This is a genomic window from Candidatus Binataceae bacterium, from assembly GCA_036495685.1.
Lineage (GTDB): Bacteria > Desulfobacterota > Binatia > Binatales > Binataceae > JAFAHS01.
Window position 1 is genome coordinate 1 of sequence record DASXMJ010000154.1, and the last position, 4,345, is coordinate 4,345.

At 62.2% G+C, this 4,345-nt stretch carries 3 protein-coding genes; 2 read left to right on the plus strand and 1 reads right to left on the minus strand.

Annotated features, from left to right (window positions below; all coding sequences use genetic code 11):
- Together VGI36_14625 and VGI36_14630 are read left to right on the plus strand one after the other, a co-directional pair.
- Positions 1 to 1,503: ABC transporter ATP-binding protein (locus VGI36_14625; protein HEY2486383.1), on the plus strand; the 1,503-nt coding region annotated here is incomplete at its 5' end.
- The gene (locus VGI36_14630) at positions 1,490 to 3,301 is read left to right on the plus strand and encodes an ABC transporter ATP-binding protein (GenBank protein HEY2486384.1); all 1,812 of its coding nucleotides are present in this window, start codon (positions 1,490 to 1,492) and stop codon (positions 3,299 to 3,301) included. The genes VGI36_14625 and VGI36_14630, both read left to right, overlap by 14 nt.
- A gap of 295 nt (positions 3,302 to 3,596) precedes the next feature.
- On the opposite strand, the gene VGI36_14635 is transcribed toward VGI36_14630, so the two are convergent.
- The coding region (locus tag VGI36_14635; protein ID HEY2486385.1) for a hypothetical protein at positions 3,597 to 4,345 on the minus strand (749 nt) is incomplete at its 5' end.

Genomic DNA, 4,345 nt, shown 5'->3' on the forward strand with positions numbered 1-4,345 from the left:
TGCGTTGGCCCGCCCGGAATGGGACATCTCGAAGATTCGCGCCTTACCGCCGACCTCGCGATGGCGCGTGACTTCGACCTTGGTATCACGGGACCGCCGCTCAACATCGCGATGGACTTCATTGCGTCGGGTCTGGTCGAGATGGTCGGGGGAATACTAGCCGCAACTGTGCTTGCCGCCTATCGATTGTGGGCTCCGTTGCTGCTCGCCGGTGCCTGGCTCAGCACGCACTGGCTGCTGCGTGAGAGCGGCGTCTGGCGGGATCGTAACACCGATGAGGTTCGCGAAGCTCAGCGGCATGCCGACTATGCGTACCGCCTCGCCGTCGATCCGCCCGCCGCCAAGGAGTTGCGGTTGTTCGGCCTCGCGGCATGGACTATCGAACGGTTCACCAGCCGGCGTCGGCGGCTCTTTGACCTGCGCTGGGAGGCGACCCGGTTGCGGGAGCGCCCAGTGGTATGGAGCGTCCTGATCGTCCTTACGACCAACCTCGTGGTGTTCTGGGCAATCGTACACGACGCGGTCGTGGGGCGGCTGTTGGTCGGGCAGGTCGTCACGTTCGCAACCGCGGCAGTCAGCACCAGCATGATCGCCTTCGGCGGCTTGTCGTGGGCGCTGGACGGTGCTGCTGCGCCCGCCGCCGCGGTCCTCCGTCTTCAGAACGCGATGGGTGCCGGGGGCGAATTAACGCGTGGGAGCCGAGCCGCGCACAACATGCCCGCGCGGGCGATTCGCTTCCGCAACCTGCGATTCGCCTATCCCGGGACGGCGGGTCAAGCGGTCCTCGATGGATTCGATTTGACGATTCCGGCCGGTTCTTCGCTTGCGATCGTCGGCCAAAATGGCGCCGGGAAAACCACTCTCGCCAAGCTGCTGTGCCGCCTCTACGATCCGCAGCAAGGTTCTATCGAGATCGATGGAGTCGATTTGCGGGAGCTTGACATCGATGCATGGCGCAACCGCGTCACTGCGGTATTTCAGGATTTCATCCGATTCGAGCTATCGCTCCGGGACAACGTCGCACCGGCCGGTGCGCCGGACGGGGTCATTCAGCAGACACTTGCCGAAGCGGGTGCTGCGCACCTCACCAGTTTGGATACCATACTGTCACGCGCATACCTGAACGGAACCGATCTGTCGGGTGGTCAGTGGCAGCGGATCGCGCTGGCACGCGCACTGTGCGCGGTGAAGCTTGGCGCGGGCATGGTGCTACTAGATGAGCCGACCGCACAACTCGACGTGCGCGGCGAGCAGGAGATCTTCAATCGCGTCTTGGACGCGACCCGCAATGCCACAACGATCCTGATCTCGCATCGATTCTCTACCGTGCGCCACGCGGACCGAATTTGCGTTCTCGAGCATGGCCGGGTGGTTGAATTTGGTACCCACGACGAGCTGATGACGGCGGGCGGACGTTACCGGACCATGTTCGATTTGCAGGCTTCCCGCTTCGGTGAGCCGGTTGACCACGAACGAGAGGAGACCCTCGATGAAGCGGGTTGACGATCTGCCGGCCGCGCTACCCGCGATGTGGCGTGCCTTCAAGCGGGGCTACCAGGCGGAGCCACGCCTGCTTGCCGTTGCGTTTGGTCTGTCGCTGCTTGCGGCCCTCCCTGATGCCCTGGTGGCGCTGTGGTTGATGCTGTTGGCCGACGGATTGGCGGCGCATAACCGGCGGGAGGCAATTGCCTCCGCGCTGGGGCTGGCCGTCTCCGCGGTCGGTACCTGGTTTCTTCGCGTGACTAGCGATCGGGTCCAGCGCAGGTTCCGCGACCGATTGACGATCGCGCTGGAATCTCACGTGGCACAGCTGCAGGCCACCGTCGCGACGATCGCCCATCACGAGCGTCCTGAATATCTCGATCGGCTTGCGGTGTTGCGCGACCAGGTCTTCGTACTCGACCACATGTACATGTCCCTCTTCTCGACGTGCGGATGGATTCTTCGGCTCGGGGTGACCGTCGTCCTGCTGACGTCGATTGATGCGCGGTTGTCGCTACTGGTGCTGTTTGCGCTCCCGACGGTGCTGACCGCGACGTGGCGCCCCGGTATCGAGCGTGCTGCCGAAGAACGGGGCGCGTCGGCCAACCGGCTGGCACGGCATCTTTTTACCACCGCCACCACCGCGCCACCGGGCAAGGAGGTGCGCGTCACGCGCATTGGAACTCGGCTGGCGATGCTGCGGCGCGAGGCTTGGGAACAATGGTATAGGCCTGTCGCCGCCGCCCGAATGGCGAGCGCGATTTGGCATACGCTGGGTTGGCTGACCTTCGCCGCCGGTTACATCGGAGCCGTGGTGTTCGTCACCTATGGCCTTCACGCAAGTGCCGGCCAGGTGCTGCTGGTGCTCGCCGCCGGCTCCAGGCTGTCCGCGTACATCGGCGCCACGGTCGGCGAAATCGGCTTCTTGCGCGGCATTTGGCTCGACGGCTCCCGCCGTCTGGCGTGGCTGGAGGACTATGCTTCCGCGCAAACCAAGGGCGCAGCGCTTCCCGCCCCGCGGCGGCTACTCGAAGGTATACGCTTGGAGAATGTCTCCTTCGCCTATCCCGGTACTCAGCGTCGGGTGCTCGAAGATGTGAATCTGGATTTGAAGCGCGGATCGGTAGTGGCGATCGTCGGAGAAAATGGCGCGGGTAAAACCACACTGGTAAAGCTCCTGGCGCGCCTCTACCAACCGGATCAAGGCAGAATCTTGATCGACAGAACTGACCTTGCGGAGATTTCTGTGGAGGATTGGCGCGCACGCCTCGCAGGCGCCTTCCAGGACTTCTTTCGCTTCGAATTTCGCGCGCGGCACACGGTTGGCCTGGGCGATGTGAGGCGTCTTGATGACCAACCGGCGGTTGTCACCGCGGTCGATCGCGCCGGTGCCGATGACGTCGTGGCAGGCTTGGCGGTCGGCCTCGAGACGCAACTCGGCCCCACTTGGCCCGGCGGCGTGGACGTCAGCTTCGGTCAATGGCAGAAGCTGGCCCTGGCCCGTGGCTTCATGCGAGATGATCCGCTGCTGCTGGTCCTCGATGAGCCGACGGCGGCGCTCGATGCTGAGACCGAGCACGCGTTATTCGAGCGCTACGCGGCTGCCACTCGTGTTTCCACACGAGATAGACTCGGCGACTCCCCACGAGATCGAATTACCATTCTTGTCTCGCATCGGTTCAGCACCGTGCGCATGGCCGATCTGATCGTGGTACTCGACGGCGCGCGGGTCGCGGAAGTCGGCACCCATGAAGCCCTGATGGCAAAGGGAGGACAATATGCCGAGCTATACGGAATTCAAGCGGCAGCGTATCGCTAGGCTCTGGCTATCTGGCAATGAACCTGCGCTTTAGGCAGTCGTAACCAGAGAATCGGTCACCGAATCAGTCTTCGGATTGCCCCCTAGACCTTCGGTGCGTCGCATGGGGGCGACCTAAAAATCTTTCCTCCCAAAGACCTGTGCGGATTCGAGTTCTTCGTTACGCCAACTTTCGAAGCCCGAAGTAGTGGTCTGATTTCATTGGATCGTAATCGATCCCGCCCTGAGCATTGACGAGGGGTCTGGACCTAGAGGGCCGATTTCGCCCGGAAGCGGCGTCCTCTCAGCAGTCACCTTATTCTGAATCGAGAAACGTCAAGGCCGCGCTCCATGCGTCTGGCGAGTTCAGGATTCCGAGGTGTGCGGTTCCAAGAATCGCGTCGAATTGCCCTTGGCCGGTCAGGTCAACCGAACGAGCCCCGCTCAGCAAAGCGCTGCCAGAGAAATCATGTCGTACACCGTCGCGGTCCTCTGCAGGAACGGGAGCGAAAAAACCATCCTGAGCCGACAGATAGACGAAGTCGCCACTCTCTGGGGATGCCCGGAACACATTTCGAATCACAAGGTACCTGGTCGGCCCCGGGGTTTCGCCTGCTGCGTTGAGGGTCGTAAGGAGCTGGGTATGGTCAGAGCCGTATTCGTCGCATATCGCGCTGTTCGGAATGAATCCCCCATTACCCGGTAGCTGAAAATAGTTGGCGGGATTCGGCGAGCAGTCGATGATCCCGTGGTTTGGGCCGTCGATCGCGACCAGCGAGCGAACCCTGGAATAGGAGTGGTCCTGGAACATCCATTCACGAGTAACGGTCACGCCCAGACTGTGGGCAACGATATCGACCTGCGTCGCTCCGGTGTACGCCATTACTGCCCCTACGAACGCGCGTAGCAACGGAACCGCAGCAGCAGTGCTGTGAGCGACGCCCGACTTGAGAGTGGGATCGCTTAAGAGGTCGCACTGGTCTCCCTCGTAGCCAAGACCCCACAGCTCGCCGGCTTGATATCCATTTTCAAGAAAATACTCAGCGAAGTTGTGGATGTACCCGA